Origin of the sequence: Amycolatopsis regifaucium (assembly GCF_001613935.1) — a bacterium.
Classification (GTDB): Bacteria; Actinomycetota; Actinomycetes; order Mycobacteriales; family Pseudonocardiaceae; genus Amycolatopsis; species Amycolatopsis regifaucium.
The window spans coordinates 100,713-121,946 of sequence record NZ_LQCI01000023.1 but is presented as its reverse complement, the minus strand read 5'-3'; the positions used below and the strand labels follow the sequence as shown (position 1 = coordinate 121,946).

At 68.4% G+C, this 21,234-nt stretch carries 15 protein-coding genes and 1 tRNA gene; 4 read left to right on the top strand and 12 right to left on the bottom strand.

From position 1 onward, the window contains the following. The first annotated feature begins 19 nt into the window (after positions 1–19). Positions 20–658 (top strand): TetR/AcrR family transcriptional regulator, encoded by a 639-nt coding sequence (locus AVL48_RS22035; protein ID WP_061985601.1) that lies wholly within the window; start codon positions 20–22, stop codon positions 656–658. Between the two features lie 80 nt (positions 659–738). On the opposite strand, the gene AVL48_RS22030 is transcribed toward AVL48_RS22035, so the two are convergent. Beyond that, a tRNA-Thr gene (locus AVL48_RS22030) sits at positions 739–812 on the bottom strand. A gap of 140 nt (positions 813–952) precedes the next feature. Here AVL48_RS22030 and AVL48_RS22025 point away from each other — a divergent pair. Beyond that, a complete protein-coding gene (locus AVL48_RS22025) occupies positions 953–2,644 on the top strand; it encodes a hypothetical protein (RefSeq protein WP_143104957.1) in 1,692 nt (563 codons plus the stop codon). Positions 2,645–3,058: 414 nt separating this feature from the next. Here the strand turns inward: AVL48_RS22025 and AVL48_RS22020 are convergent, their stop codons facing one another. The 7 genes from AVL48_RS22020 to topA form a co-directional block, all read right to left on the bottom strand. Beyond that, the gene (locus AVL48_RS22020) at positions 3,059–4,267 is read right to left on the bottom strand and encodes a DNA polymerase III subunit delta' (RefSeq protein ID WP_061985603.1); all 1,209 of its coding nucleotides are present in this window, start codon (positions 4,265–4,267) and stop codon (positions 3,059–3,061) included. After that, a complete protein-coding gene (locus tag AVL48_RS22015) occupies positions 4,264–6,318 on the bottom strand; it encodes a bifunctional MFS transporter/dTMP kinase (RefSeq protein ID WP_061985605.1) in 2,055 nt (684 codons plus the stop codon). Before AVL48_RS22015 ends, AVL48_RS22020 begins: the two co-directional genes overlap by 4 nt. A 146-nt stretch (positions 6,319–6,464) precedes the next feature. Then, the gene (locus tag AVL48_RS22010; protein WP_244162387.1) at positions 6,465–7,079 is read right to left on the bottom strand and encodes a hypothetical protein; all 615 of its coding nucleotides are present in this window, start codon (positions 7,077–7,079) and stop codon (positions 6,465–6,467) included. A gap of 13 nt (positions 7,080–7,092) precedes the next feature. Continuing rightward, the gene (locus AVL48_RS22005; protein WP_061985609.1) at positions 7,093–8,328 is read right to left on the bottom strand and encodes a hypothetical protein; all 1,236 of its coding nucleotides are present in this window, start codon (positions 8,326–8,328) and stop codon (positions 7,093–7,095) included. Between the two features lie 35 nt (positions 8,329–8,363). Beyond that, positions 8,364–9,137, bottom strand: coding sequence for an ESX secretion-associated protein EspG (locus AVL48_RS22000; protein ID WP_061985611.1), 774 nt, complete (start codon positions 9,135–9,137; stop codon positions 8,364–8,366). Continuing rightward, complete coding sequence (locus AVL48_RS21995) at positions 9,130–9,936, bottom strand: hypothetical protein (protein WP_061985613.1); 807 nt, start codon at positions 9,934–9,936, stop codon at positions 9,130–9,132. The genes AVL48_RS22000 and AVL48_RS21995 overlap by 8 nt, the downstream gene beginning before the upstream one ends. A 201-nt stretch (positions 9,937–10,137) precedes the next feature. Beyond that, positions 10,138–13,035 (bottom strand): type I DNA topoisomerase, encoded by a 2,898-nt coding sequence (topA, locus tag AVL48_RS21990; protein WP_177242362.1) that lies wholly within the window; start codon positions 13,033–13,035, stop codon positions 10,138–10,140. A gap of 269 nt (positions 13,036–13,304) precedes the next feature. Between topA and AVL48_RS21985 the strand changes: the two genes are divergently transcribed. Next, positions 13,305–14,117, top strand: coding sequence for a S1 family peptidase (locus AVL48_RS21985; protein WP_061985785.1), 813 nt, complete (start codon positions 13,305–13,307; stop codon positions 14,115–14,117). Positions 14,118–14,190: 73 nt separating this feature from the next. Here the strand turns inward: AVL48_RS21985 and AVL48_RS21980 are convergent, their stop codons facing one another. The 4 genes from AVL48_RS21980 to AVL48_RS21965 all read right to left on the bottom strand — a co-directional run bounded on the left by AVL48_RS21980 (position 14,191) and on the right by AVL48_RS21965 (position 18,437). Next, complete coding sequence (locus AVL48_RS21980) at positions 14,191–14,802, bottom strand: hypothetical protein (RefSeq protein ID WP_061985615.1); 612 nt, start codon at positions 14,800–14,802, stop codon at positions 14,191–14,193. A 34-nt stretch (positions 14,803–14,836) separates the two neighbouring features. Then, positions 14,837–15,421, bottom strand: coding sequence for a hypothetical protein (locus AVL48_RS21975; RefSeq protein WP_061985618.1), 585 nt, complete (start codon positions 15,419–15,421; stop codon positions 14,837–14,839). Between the two features lie 91 nt (positions 15,422–15,512). Beyond that, a complete protein-coding gene (locus AVL48_RS21970; RefSeq protein ID WP_244162386.1) occupies positions 15,513–16,061 on the bottom strand; it encodes a putative periplasmic lipoprotein in 549 nt (182 codons plus the stop codon). Positions 16,062–16,175: 114 nt separating this feature from the next. Then, on the bottom strand, positions 16,176–18,437 hold the full coding sequence (locus AVL48_RS21965) for a sodium-translocating pyrophosphatase (protein WP_061985620.1): 2,262 nt from the start codon (positions 18,435–18,437) through the stop codon (positions 16,176–16,178). A 317-nt stretch (positions 18,438–18,754) separates the two neighbouring features. On the opposite strand from AVL48_RS21965, the gene AVL48_RS21960 reads away from it, so the two are divergent. Then, complete coding sequence (locus AVL48_RS21960) at positions 18,755–21,226, top strand: DEAD/DEAH box helicase (RefSeq protein WP_061985622.1); 2,472 nt, start codon at positions 18,755–18,757, stop codon at positions 21,224–21,226. The last annotated feature ends 8 nt before the right edge of the window (positions 21,227–21,234 follow it).

Below are 21,234 nucleotides of genomic sequence, written 5' to 3'. Positions count from 1 at the left end.
CTGCTGTCAAGATGGAGGGGTGACCACGTCCCGCCGCTACAGCGGCAAAACCGCCGACGAGCGCCGTGCCGAACGACGGCTGGCCCTGCTCGGCGCCGCCCTGGACATCTGGCAGGAACAAGGCTGGGCGGCGGTCACCATGCGGGGCGTGTGCGCACGGGCGAACCTGACGGACCGGTACTTCTACGAGAGCTTCGCCAACCGCGACGAACTCCTCGCCACCGCGTGGGAAGAGGTCCGCGACGAGACCCTGCGGATGGTCCTCGACGCCGTGGCCGCGCACATCGACAAGCCCGCGCTGGAACAGCTCCGGGCCGCTCTCGACGTCGTCGTGCATCACGTCCAGGAGGAGCCGGCGCGGGCGCAGATCCTGTTCGGTGACCACGCGGGCAGCGCGGTGCTGGAGCAACTGCGGCGGCAGACCGTCCAGGAGACCACCGGCCTGCTGATCGAACTGGCGCGGCCGCATCTGAAGCCGGACGTGGACGGGCTGGAGTTCCGGGTCAACGTCCTGCTGGGCATCGGCGGGTTCGTCGAGATCATGCTCGCGTGGCGCTCCGGCCTGCTCGACGCGGACGCGGACACGCTCGTCGAGCACCTCACCGGCGTCGGCACCTCGCTGTCGCGGATGTTTCTCAAGGGTGACACCAACGGGTGAACTTCGCCCCCGGTGCCGAGCTGTCCCGGAAACGAGTCAGGGCCTCATCCGGTTTGCCCGAATGAGGCCCTGACCTGCGGAGCCGCCTAGGGGAATCGAACCCCTGACCTATTCATTACGAGTGAATCGCTCTGGCCGACTGAGCTAAGGCGGCGGACACCGGGCTCGCACCCGATGACGGAGACAAGTGTAGCGGAGGCTTGAACGTCACCTTCCAGGGCCACCGTCGTTAAGGTCCTATGACGCCGGTCTCAGTCCCCCAAGATCGGCCCATCCCCACTGGAGGACCTGTTCATGCGGCAACGACTGCCCCGTGTGCTGGCGCTTCCGGCCGCCGCGGCCCTGCTTCTGCTGACCGCGGCTCCGGCGACGGCCCAGACGATCCCCACCACGCCGATCCCCGATCCGGCGAACCCGGGACAGCCGCCGATGTCGGCGCCGATCGGGCCGCAGCCGCTGGGCAAGGCGGTCGGTGACGCCGGAGCGGCGCTCGGCGTGCTGCGGCTGCTGCCCAACGCCGTCCCGACGAGCGCGATCCTGCCCGGCGCGGGCGAGATGCTGCCGAAGCAGTCCGCGCTCGAAGCCGGGATGGGGCTTTCCAGCGCCCAGGCCAACTCCGAGGCCTACCTGAACTACGAGAAGTCGATCGCGCAGTCGTCGCCGTTCGGTCTGTCGGCCGCCGGCAACGCGCCGCAGACACCGGGCAGCCTCGTGCAGACGGCGCTGCCGGACAACCCGAAGCCGATCAGCGGCGGCCTCAACGCGCCGAAGAATCCGCTGTTCAACCTCGGCCTGCTCAACGGCGAGGCGCACGCGCGCTGGAGCCCCACGCTCGGGCCGTGCGTCGGCACGATCGCCGACTCGAGCACGTCGATCGCGAACCTCTCGCTGCTGCCGACCATCCCGAACCTGCCGGGTGCCGAGCAGCTGACTCAGGCGAGCGACCAGCTCAAGGCGGGCCTCGCCGGCCTGCCCGGCCCGCTCGCGAACCTGGGCGACCTGCTTTCGGGGAACAGCGCCGGCGGTGACGGCAAGGGCGCGGTGCTGAGCCTGCCGAACACGCTGTCGTCGCGGTCGGTCGTGCGGCTGGTCGACATCCCCGGCTCGAAGAACAAGGCCGTCGAATCGACGTCGACCCTGCAGGCGGCCAGCATCGAACTGTTGAAGGGCACGCCGCTCGGCCTGACGATCAAGGTCGCCAGCCAGCCGACGCTGCGGGTCACCTCGACCGGTGACAAGAAGACGTCGAAGGTCGAGTACAGCGCTCCGGTGCTGCAGATCATGCGTGGCGACAAGGTGCTGTTCACCCTCGACGCGCACAATCCCACCAAGGACATCCCGATCGGCATCCCGCTGCCGACGCTCAAGCAGGTTCCCGGCTTCGAGCAGCTGAAGAACGTGCCGGTCGTCGGCGGGCTCGCCGAACTGGTGAACGGTGCCACGAAGCAGCTCCCGGGCGGCGAGGCCGGTAACGGGCTCACCCTCGACATCGGGGTGCTGAAGCTGTCGATCGCCGGGCTGAACCAGAAGTCGAGCGACATGACCTCGCCGTTCAAGGGCTTCCAGATGGGCGCCTCCGCGCGACTCCTGGACCTGCAGATCCTGCCCACCACCGCGCTGCAGAAGGCGCTCTCGCCGGAGGTCGCGAAGAAGCTGCCTTCGTCGCTGGCCCAGGTTTCGCTCGGTGAGCAGATCGCCCGGGCGTACGCGCCCGCCGGCGGCGTCGAGTGCGGCACGGCGACTCCGCCGCCCGCGGGCAACAACGGTGGTGCGGCGCCGAAGGGCCCGGTCAAGAACCTGGCCTACACCAACGCCGCTTACGACACGGTGCCGATGTTCTGGACGGGCACCGCGATGCTGCTGCTCGGTGTGGTCCTGGTGGCCGCGATGCCGGGACGTCGTCGGCTCGTGCCGGTTGGTGTTTCGCCTTCGCCTTCGCCGAAGGACGATCCGGACTTCAAGCCTTCGCCGCGACCGCGGACCTAGACGGGGCGAGGAAGGTGATGAACGGTCCTTTCGCGCCTTGCCCCCGCGTGAGAGGACCGTTCGTGGCTCGCCGTCGCCTTTAGGCACTCAGGGGCCTTCGCCGCTTTGATGCGGCGAAGGCCTCTTTCGCCCCCCGCGCCGCTTCCCGCCTTCGCGACCTGGCCGCTTTCGCTCACCGCCCCAGCCCGCGATGTCCCCAATGCCGCATTGGGGACACTCAGGGTCTCTAATGCGACATTGGGAACACCGCTCTCGACTTGGAGCGACTTCACTTACCCACAGCACTTGTCCACAATCATCCCCACCTGTGGACAACTCCCGCTACCAGCCCTTTCCACCCCTCACCCCCGGTAGACTGGACTCGGGGTCGCCCCCCTGGGACGGGCGGGGGGCTGGGGTAGGCGTGAAAGCGGCTCAGCCTTGGCGCAGGGTGGTGACCATGGCTTCGACGGCGATTCGCGGTTTCACGTTCAGGTCGATGGCCTCGCGGCATTCCAGCACGGCTTCGAGCCGGCGCAGGATCGAGTCCGGCGCCCAGGCGGAGGCGGCCTGCGCGATTTCCGAGGCGTGGTCGGGGTGGTTCAGCGTCGCGTTCGCACCGCTCGCGGTCACGAGCACATCCCGGTAGAACGCGGCGAGGTCCACCAGCGCGAGGTCGAGGGTGTCCCGCTGGGTCCGGGTCGCCCGCGACTTCTGGCGCTTCTCGAGCTGCTTCACCGCGGCCTCGGCGGCTCGTTTCGCACCGGCGACACCCTTTCCGATGCCGTCGCCGCCCATCGCGGTGCGGATTTCGGAGCGCTCGGCCTCGTCACGGACCTTGCTCTCCTCGCCCGCGTCGGCCTCGGCCGCGCTGATCAGCTGATCGGCACAGGTGAACACATCGGCCGGACGGCGCAGGCCCAGCGGGATCCGCAGCACCGTCGCCCGGCGCTGCCGGGCGGCTTCGTCGGTGGCGAGCCGCCGCGCGCGGCCGACGTGTCCACTTGAGACGGCCGCGGCCCACTGCGCGCGCTCGGGATCGATGCCGTCCCGTTCCACCAGCACCTGCGCGATCGCTTCGGGCGGCGGCGTCCGCAGGGTGACCAGGCGGCACCGGGACCGGATCGTCACCGAGACGTCCTCCGGGTGATCGGACGGCGCGCACAGCAGGAACACCGTGCGCTCCGGCGGCTCCTCGACAGCCTTCAGCAGCGCGTTCGACGCGCCTTCGGTCAGCCTGTCGGCGTCCTCGATGATCACCACCTGCCACCGCCCGGTGGTCGGGCGGCGGGCGGCGGCCTGGACCAGCGCCCGCATTTCGGCGACGGAGATCGAGAGGCCCTCAGGCGCGACGAGCTTGACGTCGGCGTGGGTGCCGGCGAGCACGGTGCGGCAGCCGGGGCAGTCCCCGCATCCCGTGCCGGTACTGCACTGCAACGCCGCCGCGAAAACCCGGGCGGCGGTCGAGCGTCCCGATCCGGGCGGCCCGGTGACCAGCCACGCGTGGGTCATCGCGCCGGGCGCGACAGGCTGGTTTTCGATGATCCGCGCGGCCGCCATCGACGCTGAGGACAGGATGCGCGCGGCGGGATCCTGGCCGACGAGCTGCTTCCAGACACCGATCAGCGCAGGGGATTCCGTCATCTCACCTCGACCTTTTCCGCCGCCGGGGCGAGCCCGGCGAGTTTGCCGACGAGCACCGCGCGGACGGCGGCGCGTACCCGCTCGCACACTTCGTCTTCGCTGCCGTCCGCGTCGACCACCACGTACCGGTCCGGGTCGGCGGCGGCCATCTCCGTGAGCAGATGCTGCACCCGCCACTGCGCGTCCAGCGCCTCCGACTTCCGCATCACCGTGCCGGGATCGGCGTCGAGCAGAACGGTGATGTCGGGCCGCAGCCTGCCGGTCGCCCAGTCGGCGAGTCCTTCGAGTTCCTGGCTGTCCAGCCCGGCGACCGCCGACAGATGGGCCAGCGGCGAATCCACGAAACGCTCCATGACGACGACGGAACCGGCGTCGAGCGCGGGCTGGATGTCCCGTTCGACGATGTCCGCGCGCACCGCGGCGGCCGCGAGCGCCTGCGCCCGCGCACCGGACAGCGAAGCACCGGAGACGAGCTTCGCGAGCCGCTGGTCGTCCAACGCCGGGTCGGCGGCCAGCACGACGGGACGCGTCCCCGCGCGCAGCCATTCGGCCAGCCGCGCGGCCTGGGTCTCGGTGTTGATGGCCCTGGTGCCTTCGAGTGCGATCAGCAGCCCGTTGACACGGCGCGGGCTGCGGCGCAGGGCATTGCGGAGATCGGCGAGAATCGGCTCGGCGCGCCTGTCGTCCATCTGCCGGTAGGCGATGATGCCGGCGAGCAGGGCGAGGACACCGCCGCCGATCATCACCGGCCGCGTGCCGTCGATGGTGATCGTGCCGCCCCACAGGGTGAGCTCGGTCTGCTGGACCGCGCTGATCAGCACCGGGACCAGGATCGTCGCGCCGAACAGCACGATCTTCATCAGCGACTGGTAGATCGCGTTGATCCGGCCGCGGATGGAGTCCTCGATCCGCGAACCGATGATCGTGACACCGGTCAGGAACGCTGTCCCGGCCCAGACCCCGACGGCGGCGACGGCGACCAGCGAAACGGCGAGGTGCGGCGACAGCGCGACGACGACTAGGCACAGACCGGCGGCGACGATCGAGATGCCGAACAGCCGGTCGTGCGCGAGCCGTCGAGCGAGCTTCGGCGCCACGGCCATCCCGGTGGCGAGCCCGAGGAAGACGGCGAGCACGAGGAGGTTGAACGCCGCGTCACCGGCGAGCAGGCTCGACGAGTACGGCTTGGCCGAACCGATCACCGCGCCACCGGCGGCGAACGCGCCGAACGCGCCGATCATCAGCCCGCGCACCAGCGGCGTCGTCCGCACGAACCGGGCGCCGTCGGAGATCATCTGGCGGAAGCCGAACTTCTCCTCGTCGGCGGGCTTGACCTTGGGCTTCTCGACCGCGTGGACATTGCGCAGCGAGAGTTCGGGGATCCGGGTGGCGATCACGATCGCGCTGGTGAGGTACAGCAGCCCGGTGATGACGACGGCCACCTTCGCGATACCGAGCTGGGCGTCGCCGTCGAAGAAGTGGAACGTGGTGTTACTACCGGTGAGCAGGGCGTTGGCCCCGGCCGCGGTGATCACCGCGAGGCCGTAGGTCATGACCATGCCGAGCTGGTTGGCCGTCTCGACCTGGTCCGGCCGGCGCAGCAGGTTCGGCACCGCCGCGTCCTTCGACGGGATCCACATCATCGAGCAGCAGCCGACCAGGAAGTTGCCGACGAACACCCACCACGGCGTGCCGACGAACGCGATCGACAGCAGGAATCCGCACCGGCCGAGGTCGCAGAGCACCATCACCTTGCGACGGTCGAACCGGTCGGCCAGCAACCCACCGAGCGGGGCGAACAGCAGACCGGGCAGCAACGACGTCAGCACGACACCGACGAACGCGAAGTTCTGCGCCGCGTAATTGTCGGTCAGCTTGGTGACCAGGCCGGTCAGCGTCAGCAGGTTCAGCCAGTCCGCGACGCTGCACAGATAGGTGACACCCCAGAGGCGGCGGAACGGCTTGATCGCCAGCACCCGCCGCACGCGGTGCATGGTGGAAGCATCACGGCCCGCCGAACCACTCGTGCCCGCTTCGGGCACCGATCGCACGCCCTCGCTGATACGCCCACCCCACTAGTCACGCGGCGCCGAGGCGTGACCCGGGTGTCCGCCGAGTCCCCCGACCGTATTGGCCAGGGTATCCCGATGGATGAGGTCAGGACGGACGGGCCCGTCCGGCGCTACCGCCGGACGGGTTACCCGAAGATCCCCGCGATGCTGTTGAACAGGCTGGCCAGCAGCTGAATGGCGAGGATCGCGAAGACGATCATGAGCGCGATCGCGATCATCACGCCGGTGGTGTTCGACGACGGCTTGCCGAGCCTCGGAAGCTGCATCGAACGCTTGACACGGCGTACTTCGACCTCGGCCTCTTCGTCGGCCTCGACCGAATCTTCCTGCTTCAAGCGGCGAGGCTGACGGAGCAGCTGTGGCGGCCTCGTGGGCCACGTCCGCTGCTGGGGCAGAATCCCGATCGGCGTAGGACCCTGCTCACCGACCGTGCTGATGATCTTCGGGGACGGAAGAAGGGCGGACTGCTCCGCGCCCGGCGTGCGGGAGGACTGATCTTCCGCCAGCATCGCCGCGTTGACCATCCGGCTCACGTATTCGGGGTCGGGTTGGACGGGCCCAGGGACCGGCAGGTGAACTTCGTCGGCGGCGCCCGAAGAGTCCAGCTGCCCCGCCGTACCGGTCGTGACCAGCCCGGACACCGGGTCGGCGAAGGTGTCGCCCGGAGGATCTGCCTGAGTGCCGTCGCCTTTCGCGATGTCGGGGGCATCGAAGAAGGGTGTCTCGCCCTTCCCGCTCATGGTGACCACCTCACTACGGAATGTCCTCTGCTTCCAGGGTAACCACCTCGGCCCGGCGCACATCCGCCCAATGGGCCAGATAAATGTCACGCGCGGCAAGGCTGATCTTCACATCCTCCAGCAAAGGTTCGAAGAAAGAACGCCGGTACCGGGCATCTGTCGCGGTTGATGCGGCGAAGTACAAGCCGGAGAAAACCGCAAGGAAAAGCGACACGTTGATGAGCGCGGAACTCACCGGAAGGGGGACACCCAGCAGTGTCCCGGGCGCCGATTCACGGCCGGCGAACACCGTCACGACCTCCGGCCGGAGGATCAGCACCCCGAACACGACGAAGAAGGCGAACACCAGCACCCCGAACGCCACGATCTGCACCGCCTGCGCGAGGAACAGCACCAGGGCGATGTTCAGCCGCTCCGTCCTCGTCAGGGCCGCCCTCGACAACATGGCGGGCTCCGGCGACGTGTCATCGTCGTCGAACGGCGTACCGCGCAGCACGGTCATCCCGGGCTCGACGGTCCAGGACTTCAGCTCCTTGATCTCGTCGGACAGCATCGACGCGAGGAACACCGCGCCGATCAAGACGAGGAAGCCGACCACCAGCCACAACCGGCCGGGGCTCAGCCGTTCCACGGCCTGCCACAGCTCGGCGGTGAAGAAGCTGAACATCACCACCAGCAGGAGCAGCGGCAACGCCCGTGAAGCCAGCATGCCGATGGCCCTGACCTGCTGGACCGCGCTCCGCGCCGCCCAGGTCAGGATCGAGCCGACACCGATCCGCACCAGGAACATCAGCACGGCCAACGCGACGACGTTGGTGAGCACGGCGACCCACAGCGGGTCGTCCCACGACACCAGCCCGGTGAGACGTTCGCCGATCGGCAGCACCAGCAGCCAGAACCCGATCGTCACTCCCATGACGGCCAGCCGGACCCGGATGTCCGACAACACGCGGAGCAGCCTCGCCATCAGGCGTCCGGCGACCGCCGGCACCACGACCACGGCGAACATCAGCGCCAACACACCGAGGACATAGGCCAGGCCACTGCCGCGCATCCGGGCTTCGAGCACTTCCGCGGGAACGTCGAGCAGTTTCAGCAACCCGGCCAGCAACAGGTCGAGCAGGCACAGGAACACCAGCCCGGGCGTCGAACGGCGCAACACGCCCGAGCCGCGCCTTCGCCGGTGGATGACCATCGGCAGCCCTCGCCGCCGAAACCACGCGTCGGCCGCCCGCCGGTCCAGGTCCATCGCCGTCCCCCTCGTCCGTCAACGCCCGAAGGCGGCTACGTCCGGCTCAAGTCCACCGCCTCGTGCAGCCAGCCCGCCAGTGCCCGGCGGTCCATTCCACCGAACATGAGCCACCCTTCGGAAGGGGCCACGTACAAAACGAACCTCCCCGAATCGTTGTCGATGATCACGAACCCGTAGTCCGGGTACTCCGCGTTCAGCCCGCCGAAGGCGACCAGGTCGAGGATCGCCGTCCCGGTCCGCGGACGGCTCACCATCTCGGCGACCAGGCCGACCTCCTCTTCCTGGCCCGGCAACGGCACGCCGTGCTCGTCGATGCGGACGCGCAGCGGGGCGGTTTCACCGGCGGGGACGTGCGGGAGCCCGCCGAAGACCCGGGCGCCCAGTTCGCCGAAGTCGCTGAGGCTGAACGTGGTCCGCCGCCCGGACCGCATCCGCCACACGACCGCCTGGTGCCCGTCGCCGTAGCAATCGACCCGCACCGCACGGGGAGCGGACGCGAAGACGCCGGTGAGGACGCCTCGCACCGAACCCCGCAGCATCACGCCGTGCATCTGGACCGCGGCGGGATGGATCTCGCCGTTCTCCATCAGCCCGGCCTCTTCGAGCATCGCGGCCTTGGCCGCGTACCGCTCCGCCTGCGTGACCAGATCCGCCGGCTCGTCATAGGAGGGGCACAGACGGCGGATCTCGTCGTCGGTGATCTCCGGGTCGTAGCCCAGGTACACGCTCCGGCGCTCCGGCACCGCGCGCAGCACCGGCTCAGCGGCCCGCTTCATCAGTTCCCGCACCGTCGTCGGCTCACGCATGGTTCTGCACCGCCTTCACGATCCACTGTTCGGCCGTCGACCGGGTGGCCGGACCCCAGGTGAGCGTCCACCGGCCGGTGCCGTTCATCGCCGCGCTGAACTGGTAGCGGCCGAGGTCGTTGTCGACCAGGCCGAAGGCACCGTGCGGGTATTCGGCGAGGATGGCGTTCCGCACCGCGAGGTCGACCAGGACCGTGCCGTGACGCGGCCGCGAAGCACCCTCACGGATCACCTCGAGCGCTTCGCGGGCCTGCGCCGGGATCAACCCGCCCGCGTCCGTCTCGATGCGTACCGTCTCGCCCGCGCCCTGCGGATGGTCGGGCAGCCCGTCGAACACCCAGCCCGGCAGCGCGCTCAGGAAACCGGACCGCAGCCGCGCCCGCCTGCCGAGCTTGTTCAGCACCGTGGTGTAGTCCTCGTCGCCGAAGAACCGGACCTCCCACGGCTCACGGCGCGACGGGAACACCCCGGTCACCACACCGCGGATGAACCCTCCGCGCAGCGCGCGATACAGCCCGACGGCTTCCGGAGTGACCTCGCCGCCGGGGGCCAGCCCGATCGCCGTCATCCCGCTGACGAACCGGGTGTACTGCTCCACCTCCTCGGCAAGGGTGAGCCCCGGCGTCGGCTCCTCGTCGGCCAGCACCGGTGGCACGGAAAGGTCCGGATCGTAGAACTCCATCACCGAGGGTCGCTCCGGAACCTCGGCGGCCAGCGGGGCGACGACCTCGTCGATGACGTCGAAGACGGAAGTCGTTGAAAAACCGGTCGTTGAAGTGCTCACCCGACCATTGAACACCCTGGTACCGACAATTTTTAGAACTTTTGTTCGAATGGGTGAGGTCGGTCGGCGAGCGGTCGGTGAGCGGTATCAAGGGACCTTTGCCATCGCTTCCCGCCCCCGCCTTCCTCGTCTCCGCCGAACGGCAGGAGGGGTCTCCACGGGACGAAATTCGTCCTGTGGAGACCCCTTATGACACTTGGGCCGAGCTTGAGCGCGCTACTTCGTCTTCGTGGCCGTAGAGCGCGAAGCGGGCTTCTTCGCAGCCGCAGTCTTGGTAGTCCCGGTCTTGGTCGCGGTGGTCTTCTTCGCCGCGGCCGTCTTGGTGGCCGTCGTCTTCGACGCCGCGGGCTTGCGCGCCGGAGCCTTGCGCTTCGGCGCCGGACCCTTCGCGCGCTTCTCCGCCAGCAGTTCGGCACCGCGCTCGGCGGTCAGCTCCTCGATGCTGTCCGACTTCCGCAGCGTCGCGTTGTACTCGCCATCGGTCACGTACGGACCGAAGCGGCCGTCCTTGACCACCATCGGCTTACCGGACACCGGGTCGTCGCCCAGCTCCTTCAGCGGCGGCTTCGCGGTCGCGGAGCGGCCACGCTGCTTCGGCTCCGAGTAGATCTTCAGCGCCTCTTCGAGCGTGATCGAGAACAGCTGGTCCTCGGTCGTGAGCGAACGCGAGTCCGTGCCCTTCTTCAGGTACGGCCCGTAGCGCCCGTTCTGCGCGGTGATCTCGTCGCCGGACTCCGGATCCTTGCCGACCACGCGCGGCAGCGAAAGCAGCTTCAGCGCGTCTTCGAGGGTCATCGTCTCGATCGACATCGACTTGAACAGCGAACCCGTACGCGGCTTCGGCTGCTTCGCCTTCGCGGCCTTCTTCTGCGCGGCCGTCGCGTTCTCGGGCAGTGGCTCCGGCTCCGGCAGGAGCTCGGTGACGTACGGGCCGAAGCGGCCTTCCTTCGCCACGATTTCGTGCCCGCTGACCGGGTCCGTGCCGAGCACGCGCCCTTCCTGCGGCGTCGCGAAGAGCTTCTCCGCGACCTCCGGGGTCAGCTCGTCCGGCGGCAGGTCCTCGGGCAGGTTCGCCCGCTGCGAGGTCCCGTCGACCTCACGCTCGAGGTACGGGCCGTAACGGCCGACCCGCACGACGACGGTGTGGCCGTCGGCGTCGCTGAACAGCGGGATCGAGTTGATCTCGCGGGCGTCGATGTCCTCGACACCGGAGCCGACCAGCTTCTTCAGCCCGCCGAGCCTGCCCACGGAGCCGTCGACACCCATGTCGCCACCGAAGTAGAACTTCGACAGCCACTGCGTCCGGTGCTCGTCACCGGCGGCGATGCGGTCGAGTTCGTCCTCCATGCCGGCGGTGAAGTCGTAGTCGACCAGCCGCTCGAAATGGCGCTCCATCAGCCCGATCACGGCGAACGCGACCCAGGAGGGCACCAGCGCGGAACCCTTCTTCCACACGTAGCCGCGGTCCTGGATGGTCTTGATGATCGACGCGTACGTCGACGGGCGGCCGATGCCCAGCTCTTCGAGCTTGCTGACCAGGCTCGGCTCCGAGTAGCGCGCCGGGGGCGACGTGGTGTGCCCGTCCGGGCTCAGCTCGGTCGCGGTCAGCGCCTGCTCCTTGACCAGCTGCGGGAGACGGCTCTGCTTGTCGTCCGCCTCGCCACCGCTCTCGGTGTCGACGGCCTCGACGTACGCCTTGAGGAACCCGGCGAAGGTGATCGTGCGGCCCGAGGAGGCGAACGTGACCTCCTCGCCGCTGGTGGCGGTGCCGACGATGCGCACCGACATCGTGGTGCCCTTCGCGTCCGCCATCTGCGAAGCGATCGTGCGCTGCCAGATCATCTCGTAGAGGCGGTACTCGTCGGTGTCCAGATCCTTCGCGACCTGGCCCGGCGTGCGGAAGACCTCTCCCGAGGGGCGGATCGCCTCGTGGGCTTCCTGCGCGTTCTTCACCTTGCGGGTGTACTGGCGCGGCGACGGCGAGACGTATTCCTTGCCGTACAGCTGCGTCGCCTGGCTGCGCGCCGCCGAGATCGCCGACTCCGACAGCGTCGTGGAGTCGGTACGCATATAAGTGATGTACCCGTTCTCGTACAGCTTCTGCGCGATCCGCATGGTGCGCTCGGAGGTGAACCGCAGCTTGCGGCCGGCCTCCTGCTGGAGAGTCGAGGTCATGAAGGGCGCGTACGGCTTCCGCGTGTACGGCTTCTCTTCGACGCTCGCGACCTTGAAGTCACGGTTCTTCAGCGCCTCGGCCAGCCGCACGGCGTCGGCCTCGGCCAGCACGCGGATCTCGTTGTTCGAAGCCTTCAGCCGCCCGTCGGAGCCGAAGTCACGGCCCGTGGCCAGACGCGCGCCGTCGACGGCGATCATCCTGGCCGGGAAGTTCCGGGGCGACGCCTCGGCACCGGCGTCCATCGTCGCGGAGATGTCCCAGTACGACGCCGAGGTGAAGCGCATGCGCTCGCGCTCCCGCTCGACCACGATGCGGGTCGCCACGGACTGCACGCGGCCCGCCGAGAGCTTCGGCATGACCTTCTTCCACAGCACGGGCGAGACCTCGTAGCCGTAAAGACGGTCGAGGATGCGGCGGGTCTCCTGCGCGTCGACCAGGTCGCCGTCGAGTTCACGGGTGCTGTCGGCCGCGGCGCGGATCGCCTGCTCGGTGACCTCGTGGAAGACCATCCGGCGGACCGGGACCTTCGGCTTCAGGGTCTCCAGCAGATGCCACGCGATGGCTTCGCCCTCGCGGTCGGGGTCCGTGGCCAGGTAGAGCTCGTCGACGTCCTTCAACAAGCCCTTCAGCTCGGTGACCTTGGACTTCTTGTCCGGCGTGACGACGTAGAGCGCCTTGAAGTCGTTGTCGACGTCGACACCCAGCCGTGCCCACGACTCGCCCTTGTACTGGGCGGGCACGTCGGCCGCGCCGCGGGGAAGGTCACGGATGTGCCCGACGGAGGACTCCACGACGTAGTTCGCGCCGAGGTACGGGGCGATCTTGCGGGCCTTGGTCGGCGACTCGACGATCACCAGCCGACGACGCCCCGCGCCGTCGTCCGACGCCGCGGTCTTCTTCGTCCGTGCTCCTGCCACGCTGTCCTGCTCTCCGCTCATCTTCGGCGCCTTCGCGCCGCCTCTCGACCCGTCAGTGTGCACGCTCGCACCACCCGGACCACGTCTAGGTGGGGCAACACGCCGCCGATCGTGTGTCCAGCGCATCGCCGCTGACCTCGCCGATGTTTCCTTTCAACACCTAGCACGTGATGTCGGACACGTCCCCTGTGGGTACCGCGTGACGGGGCGAACACCCTCCGTTCGACGGTGGTGACACCGTGGCCGCCAACGCTTCACTTGATATCCACGCCGACCCGAAAGGACTCCACGTGACCCGACGACTTATCGGCACGCTGTTCGCCATGCTGACCGCATCCGCCCTGGTCGGCGCTGTTCCCGCGGAAGCGGCGACGACCACCTTCGCCGGAACGGTGGCGTTGTCGAACTGCTCCGGGTCGGTGGTCAAGCCGCCCGAGGCGAGCCTCGACGACCCCGCCCTAGTCCTCTCCAACGGGCATTGCCTCCAGGAAGGTTTCCCGGACCCTGGAGAAGTAATCGTCAACCAGCCCTCGGCACGGACCTTCAGCCTGCTGTCCAAGGACGGCCGTTCGTCACTGGGCACGCTCAAGGCGAAAAAGCTGCTCTACGCGACGATGACCGACACCGACGTCTCGCTGTACCAGCTCGACACCAGCTACTCCAAGATCCGAGCGACCTACGGTATCGCCCCGCTGACGCTCTCACCGACCCGTCCTTCGGCCGGCGTCGCGATGGACGTGGTCTCGGGGTATTGGAAGAAGATCTACTCCTGCAACATCGACGGCTTCGTCCACGAGCTGCATGAAGCGGACTGGGTCTGGAAGGACTCGATCAGGTACACCTCGGCGTGCAAGACGATCGGCGGGACCTCGGGGTCGCCGATCATCGAGACCTCGACCGGAAAGGTCGTCGGCGTCAACAACACCGGCAACGAAAGCGGTCAACGCTGCACGATGAACAACCCGTGCGAGGTCGACGCCGCCGGGAAGGTGACCGTGCGGAAGGGCATCAACTACGGGGAACAGACCTATCAGCTGACCTCCTGCCTTTCGCGTAGTGAGCTGGACCTGGCGAACCCGAACTGCAAGGCGCCGAAACCCTGACTCTCGTGCAATGAAAGGCCCCTTCATTGCAAAATTTGCAATGAAGGGGCCTTTCATTGCACTTGGCGAAGGTTCACCCGGCGCGGACCACGGGCACCAAACTCGGCCAGGCGGGCTCCGCACCCACGGGCGCGTCCCCGATCAGCTCCAGTACGTGCGCCAGGCGCCGACGGCCCGTGATCCGCAGCAACGCCTCTTCCCCCTTGAAGATCTTCGCCGGGACGCCCAGCTGGGCAAGCGCCTTGATCAGCCGCTCATGCGTCTCCGGCGCTTCCGGATCGAGTGCGAGCAGGTAGCCGTTGCCCTGCGGACTGCCCGCCGCCAGCACCCACATCCTCAGCATCGCGCCGTCGAGCCGGAACCCGTCCGGCAGCACCTTTTCTTCACCCCGCGTCCAGCGCCGCTCCAGCGGCAGCAGATCGACGCGGAACGGCGTCCTCACCAGCGGCCGTCCGCATTCGGCGGCCGAGACCTGCGCCTCCGCGCCACGACGACGGCATTCCCTGGCCAGGGCGCGCGCTCTCCACGGCTCGTCGACCACGGCGGACAGCCGCGCGGCCGTCCGGCCGAAGCCCGCCATCCGCCCCGGTCCGCACAGCACACCGGCGAGGTCGGCGAGCCCAGGCCCGCTCGCCTCCGCCGAGAAGAGCGAGATCGTCCCGTCCACCCGCACACAATAGAACACAAGTTCGACTCATGGCCAGTGACAGCTCGATGACTCAGCGCGGTCGCTTGACCAAATCCTGGCAACCGGGGATCCGGCTGGCCGCCGCGGCGAGCTGAGGGACGTCGTTAAGCCCCCTGAGAAGGTCGAGGCGGTCGAGTTCGTCGAGAGTCGTCCTCGCATCGCGAAGCGCCGTCTTCGCCGCCTCGGGATCCGTTGAGGAGTCGAGACGTCGACGTACGTCGTCGGCGCGAGCGCGGATGCCGTTGAGCTGAGCTATGGCGGCGTTCCGCGAAGCATCGCCACCGGCGACCGGGGACGGCCCGAGTTTCCCGAGCGCGGAAGACGTGCGGTTCAGCCCTTCGACCACCGAGGCCATCAGCTCACCGGAGGTCTGGGTCGCAAGCTGTGGCGTGCTCGGATTCACGCTGGGCAACGTCGCCAGCGTCCGCACGAGACCGCCGGACGCGGCGCAGTATCCCTCCGCCCAAGCGGAGGCGGGGTCGGCCTGCGACGCGCTGACCGTCGCGAGACCTTCTTGTCTGGCGTGGGAAGTCACCGCGGGCTGGTGCCCGCACCCGGCGAGGCCGAGTCCGATACCTGTTGCTAGCGCGGCAAGGACGGTGAACCGCGGCCGCACGAAAACACCTCCCGACCTGACGACTTCCCAGTTGGCCCCCGACCGTACCGATACCGGGGGGCATTGCAAATCAACGTGACGTCAAGAAAGTTCAGGAAGGCAGCTTCTTGCAGTTCGGGGCCTGTGCTGCCAGCGCTTTCAACGAAGCGTTCGTTTCCAGCTGCTGGAACGGGTCGGGCATGTCGTTGATGTCCTTGCCGATCCGCTGGAACGCGAGCCCTGCCTCGGCAGTGGCCCGCTTGTCGTCCTTCGGCGCGGCTTCCAGTTCGGTCTTCGCGGCGACGATCCGATCCCGGATCGGCGTCAGCGCGGCGACGATGTCCTTGCGCACGGTCTCGGCTTCCGCGTTCGGCGCCTGCCCGAGTGCGCTCAGGCCTTTCACCGCGTTGTCGAAACCAGGCGCGAAGACGGCGAAGGCTTCGTCCATCGCGTTCCGGGCCTTCGCGACATCGCCCTGTTCGACGTCGGGCATCTTGAAGTCACCGATCTTGGCGAAGTCGATCAGGGAACCGCAGAAGCCGTCCATCCACTCGGTTCCCGCCGGGGCGGCGGAAGAAGAAGGCGCGACGGCCGGCGTCTCGGCGGCGCCGCAACCCGCCAGCAGGAGAGCGGCGACGAACAAGGTGATCGAACGCCTCATGAGAGGGACTCCCCCGGTTCCGGATCGGTGTGACGCGCAGACCTTAACCTGCCCGGACAGCCGCCGGGCCCGCCACGGAAAACGTGACGGGCCCGGCGGAGGGAACTTTCCGTGTTATGCCTTCGCTTCCGCGGGTGTCTCGGAGAGAACCGACTCACGCCGCTTGGAGACGACGATCGCGGCCACGATGATCGCGACGGCGACCAGCGAGATCCCGATGCGGATGCCGACATTGGCGTCCGGGCCGATGGTGAACTGCACGATGGCCGGGGCGATCAGCACCGACACCAGGTTCATCACCTTGATCAGCGGGTTGATCGCCGGACCGGCGGTGTCCTTGAACGGGTCACCCACGGTGTCACCGATGATGGTGGCCTCGTGCGCGTCCGAACCCTTGCCGCCGTGGCTTCCGTCCTCCACGAGCTTCTTCGCGTTGTCCCAGGCACCACCGGAGTTGGCGAGGAAGATCGCCATCAGGGTGCCGGTCGCGATCGCACCACCCAGGTAACCGGCGAGCGCGCCGGTGCCGAGGCCGAAGCCGACCGCGATCGGGGCGAACACCGCGAGCAGACCGGGCGTGGTCAGCTCACGCAGCGAGTCACGCGTGACGATGTCGACGACACGGCCGTACTCGGGACGGGTGGTGCCCTCCATGATCCCCGGGATGTCGCGGAACTGGCGGCGCACTTCGTAGACGACCGCGCCGGCGGCACGGGACACCGCGTTGACCGCGAGACCGGAGAACAGGAACACGACCGCGGCACCGATGATCACACCGACGAGCGTGGCCGGGCCGACGATGTTCGCGATGAACTCCTTGCCGTCGCCGACCGCCTTGGTGATCGCGTCCTGATAGGACCCGAACAGCGCCGTCGCCGCGAGGACCGCCGTGGCGATCGCGATGCCCTTGGTGATGGCCTTGGTGGTGTTACCGACCGCGTCGAGTTCGGTCAGGATCTGCGCCGCGTCTTCGTCGACGTCGCCCGACATCTCCGCGATGCCCTGCGCGTTGTCCGAAACCGGGCCGAAGGTGTCCATCGCGACGATGACACCGACGGTGGTGAGCAGACCGGTACCGGCGAGCGCCACGGCGAACAGCGCGACACCGCCGCCGACCAGGTAGGCGCCGAACACGGCCGCGCCGATGACCAGCGCGGTGTACACGGCGGACTCGAACCCGACCGAGATACCGGCCAGGATCACCGTCGCCGCACCGGTTTCCGACGACTTGCCGACTTCCTTGACCGGCTTGTACTCGGTGCCGGTGTAGTACCCGGTGAGCTTGAGGATGATGGCCGCGAGCACGATGCCGATGATCACCGAGATGGTCGCGATGAGCGCCGGGCTTCCGGACTGGTTCGTGGCGCCTCCGGTCAGCTCGGAGAACGAACCGGGCAGGTAGACGAACGCGGCGATCGTCGAGAGCACCGCCGAAATCCCCGCGGAGATGTAGAACGAGCGGTTGATCGTGACCAGACCGCCTTCGCCCGCCTTGGCCTTGGTGATGTAGACACCGATGACCGCGGTGATCACGCCGATGGCGGGAACGATGAGCGGGAAGATCAGACCGTGCACGCCGAAGGCGGTGCTACCCAGGATCAGCGCCGCCACGAGCATGACCGCGTACGACTCGAAGAGGTCCGCCGCCATCCCGGCGCAGTCGCCCACGTTGTCACCGACGTTGTCGGCGATGGTGGCCGCGTTGCGCGGGTCGTCCTCGGGGATGCCCTGCTCGACCTTGCCGACCAGGTCCGCGCCGACGTCGGCGGCCTTGGTGAAGATACCGCCGCCGACACGCATGAACATCGCGATCAGCGCGGCACCGAAACCGAAGCCCTCCAACACCTTCGGGGCCTGTCCGGTGTAGACGAGGACGACCACCGCGGCGCCGAAAAGGCCGAGACCGACGGTGATCATGCCGACCACGCCACCGGTACGGAAGGCCACGCGCATCGCCTTTTCGCGACCACCGGGCTCACGCGAAGCGGCCGCGACCCGCAGGTTCGCCTGCGTCGCGAGCCACATGCCGAGGTACCCGATCGCGAAGGAGAATCCCGCGCCGACCAGGAAGAAGATCGACCTGCCGATCTTCTCGTTCCAGTCTTCGGCCGGCAAAGCGAAGAGCAGCAAGAACACGATCACGCCGAAAATCGCGAGGGTGTTGCGCTGCCGTTTCAGATAGGCAGCCGCACCTTCCTGCACTGCCTTCGCGATGTCCTGCATCTTGGTGGTGCCTTGGCCCGCGGCCAGCACCTCCTTGAGCAGAACGTAGCCGATGACCAGTGCGGCAAGGGCGACCACGGCGACTACACCGACGATGGTGTAGCCACCTCCGGAGAGCGTGAGATCGCTCCCCGCGAGGAACTGCCGGGACATTCGTCCTCCTGGAGACGTCGCCGTTGGCCAACGACGATCCGCCGATGGAGCCGGCGTGTCGACGTTGGCATGGGGATCTGAGCCGAACGTCACGCTAGTCGCACTGCAAGGCACGTCTCACATGACGCTCGCCACAGACGGTGTGGATTGCGGGAGTGTATTGGTAGTGGGATGGCGGGCGGCAAGGCGTCCCCGCCACCGTACGTTCCGTTACCTTGTGAGGCTGATCACTGTATCGATCATCCGCGCCCCGTCCCGCTGCTCGATCCGTTCGGCGGCGGCCGTTTTCTGTCGGTGCGCTGTGCGAAGCTCTGGAGGTGGACGGCAAGGCGGAATCCGGTAAGGGCCGGCGGCTTCTCGACCGCGCGACGGCGGGGATCCCGGCTTCGCTGTACCCGGTCACCCATGTGGCCGAACTCCCCGCTCGCCCGGCGGATTCGGTGGATTGGCCGGAGTGGGCGGCGGCTCCGGTCGTCGAAGCGCTGTCGGCGAGTGGGGTCAAGGCGCCGTGGCGCCATCAGGCCGAAGCCGCGTCACTGGTCCGCGATGGCAAGCACGTCGTGATCTCCACCGGCACGGCGTCGGGGAAGTCGCTCGCGTACCAGTTGCCCGTGCTCTCGGCGCTCGTCGAGGACGAGCGGGCTTCGGCGCTGTACCTGTCCCCCACCAAGGCGCTCGGCGCCGATCAGCTGCGCGCCGTCTCCTCGTTGGAACTCAAGAAGGTGCGCGCGGCGTCGTTCGACGGCGACACTCCCTTGGAGGAGCGGGACTGGGTACGCGCGCACGCGAACTGGGTGTTCACCAACCCGGACATGCTGCATCGCGGGATCCTTTCGTCGCACGCACGCTGGTCCCGCTTCTTCCGGCGGCTCTCGTTCGTCGTCATCGACGAATGCCACAGCTATCGCGGCGTCTTCGGATCCCATGTGGCGCTGCTGATGCGCAGGTTGCGACGGGTCGCCGCGCATTACGGCGCTTCACCGGTCTTCGTGCTCGCGTCGGCGACGACGGCGGACCCGGCCGCGTTCGCCTCGAAACTGTCCGGGCACGAGTGTGTCCCGGTCACCGAGGACGGCTCGCCGCGGGGTTCGCGCACGGTCGCGCTATGGGAACCCCCGCTGTTGTCGGAACTTTCCGGAGAGAACGGGGCGCCGGTGCGGCGCTCGGCCGGTGCCGAGGCTTCGCGGATCCTCGCCGAACTGGTCATCGAGGGTGCTCGCTCACTGGCGTTCGTCCGATCGCGGCGAGGCGCGGAGCTGACCGCGCTCGGCGCCCGCCGGATCCTGTCCGAAGTGGACGGTGCCTTGGCGGAATCCGTCGCGGCCTATCGGTCCGGCTATCTGCCGGAAGAGCGCCGCGCCCTAGAAGCGGCGTTGTTGTCCGGTCGGCTGCTCGGTGTGGCGACGACGAACGCGCTCGAACTCGGCGTCGACATCGCGGGCCTCGACGCGGTGGTGCTGGCCGGATATCCCGGCACCCTCGCGTCGTTCTGGCAGCAGGCCGGACGAGCCGGGCGCGCGGGTGACGCGGCGCTGGTGGTGTTCGTGGCCCGCGACGATCCGCTGGACACCTATCTCGTGCACCATCCGGCCGCGATTCTCGACCGGCCGGTGGAAGCCGCCGTCCTCGACCCGTCGAATCCGTATGTGCTGGCACCGCAGCTGGCCTGCGCTATCGCCGAGCTCCCGCTGACCGAACCGGAGGTCGCGGGCTTCGGCGGTGACGCGGCGAGGGCCGTGCTCGGCGAGCTGGTCAAGGAGAAGATCGTCCGGCGCCGGCCGAGCGGCTGGTACTGGACTTCACGCGACCGGCCGCACGCCGAGGTCGGCATCCGCGGTACCGGCGGCGAGCAGATCGCCGTGGTGGAGGCCGATTCCGGGCGGATGCTCGGCACGGTCGATCCGGGTTCCGCCTGCTACGCGGTGCATCCCGGCGCGGTGTACCTGCATCAGGGTTCGTCCTACGTGGTCGACGAGCTGGACCTGGAGACCGGGCTCGCGATGGTGCACGCGGAGGATCCGGACTGGACCACGTCACCGCGCGAGATCGTCGACATCAGTGTGCTGCGCACCGAAGAGACCCGGGTGTACGGCGGGGTCACGGTGAATCTCGGTGAGGTGTCGGTGAGTTCGCAAGTAGTCGGCTACCTGCGGAGGCGACCCTCGGGTGAGGTGCTGGACCAGACGCCGCTGGACCTGCCGGAGCAGAGCCTGCACACCCGCGCCGTCTGGTACACGATCTCGGCGGAACTGCTCGGCCCTTCCGATGGCATGGCGGGGACCGGGGGCCATCGGTCGGGGACCGAAGTTCTGGAGCCGGTGGGGACCGGACGCTCCAGGGTGGGGACTGAGAACCTTGGCGGGACACCGGGGACGAGCGCCGAGTTGGATCCGGCGCGCGTCCCCGGTGCCCTGCATGCCGCCGAGCACGCGGCGATCGGCCTGCTACCGTTGTTCGCTACGTGCGACCGCTGGGACATCGGCGGGGTGTCGACCGCGTGGCACGAGAACACCGGGGAGGCGACGGTGTTCGTGCACGATGGCCATCCCGGGGGTGCGGGATTCGCCGATCGCGGGTTTGCCGCAATTGTCCCTTGGCTGGCCGCAACGCGGGAGGCGATCGTTTCCTGCGAGTGCCCGGCCGGCTGCCCGTCCTGCGTCCAGTCGCCGAAGTGCGGGAACGGCAACGATCCGCTGGACAAGGCGGGGGCAGTGGCCGTTCTGGACACCGTGCTCGGGGCTTTGCGTCAGCACGGGCCGCAGTCAGGCCACTTGGTGGTTCGAAAGTGACGTGGCTT